At 60.4% G+C, this 1,231-nt stretch carries 1 protein-coding gene; it reads left to right on the top strand.

Annotation, left to right across the window (positions count from 1 at the left end; genetic code table 11):
• Window positions 1-211 precede the first annotated feature (211 nt).
• Window positions 212-1,231 (top strand): Gfo/Idh/MocA family protein (locus tag NZK35_RS34280; RefSeq protein WP_259637030.1); only part of this gene is annotated, 1,020 nt, incomplete at its 3' end.

The raw sequence follows: 1,231 nt of genomic DNA, 5'->3' as shown, positions 1-1,231 counted from the left end.
CCATCTGTGGGCACACTGGAAATTCCGTCGCTCTGCAAGTGACAGCCCGTAGCACCGTCGGCTCACGAAACAGAGCACTTGGGGCGTCGCGGAAAAGATCGGGACCGCCATTCCGCGGGGCGGTTCACAGGGCACGCGTTTGAAGTGACAATCTGGGCTGAAAATTGACTGGGCTGAAAACCTGAATCCATTCACCGGGAGAGGACGCTAAATGAGTATCGGAATCGGAATCGTCGGCTGCGGCATGATCGCAAATTTCCACGCACGGGCCATCGCCGATGCCGAAGGCGCCCACCTGGTCGGTGCCTGCAGCCGCCGCAAGGAGGAGTACGAACCGTTTGCCGCCGAGCACAACTGCCGCGGATTCAGCTCGCTGGAGGAAATGCTGGCCGACCCGGAGGTCCAAGCCGTGTCGATCTGCACGCCGAGCGGGTTGCACTTGGATCCCGCCGTCGCCGCCGCGAAAGCCGGCAAGCACGTGATCGTCGAAAAACCCCTTGAGATCACGACCGAGCGTTGCGATCAAATCATCCAGGCCTGTGAGGAGGCCGGCGTCCAACTGAGCGTGGCCTTCCAAAGTCGGTTCCACGAGTCCAGTCGATTGATGAAGGAAGCCGTCGATTCGGGGCGGTTCGGAAAAGTCACGATGGGAGACGCCTACGTCAAGTGGTATCGCAGCCAAGCGTACTACGACAGCGGCGAATGGCGCGGGACCTGGAAGCTGGACGGCGGCGGAGCGTTGATGAATCAGGCGATTCACAGCGTCGATTTACTGCTGTGGCTGATGGGGCCGGTCAAACGCATCAGCGCCATGACGTCGACGCTGACCCACGAACGCATCGAAGTCGAAGATGTCGCCGTCGCCACGCTGCAATTCGAAAGCGGCGCGCTGGGGGTCATCGAAGCCACGACGACGGCCTACCCGGGAGCCCTCAAACGCATCGAAATCAGCGGTAGCGAAGGCAGCGCGATCCTGGAAGAAGAAGACATCAAGGCCTGGGAGTTCGCCAACGAAACTCCGGCCGACGAAAAAATTCGCGCCGAAATGGTCGGCAAGACCGATACCGGTGGCGGTGCGTCCGACCCGTCCGCGATCAGCCACGACGGCCACACGAAGATCTTTGAAGAAACCATCAAAGCCATCAACGAAGGCCGCCCGTCGTTGATCAACGGCCACGAAGGTCGACGCAGCGTCGAAGTGATTTGCGCGATCTACGAAAGTGCCAAAACC

The organism is Stieleria sedimenti, from assembly GCF_025060895.1.
GTDB lineage: Bacteria > Planctomycetota > Planctomycetia > Pirellulales > Pirellulaceae > Stieleria > Stieleria sedimenti.
This window is presented reverse-complemented; position numbering and strand designations above follow the sequence as displayed.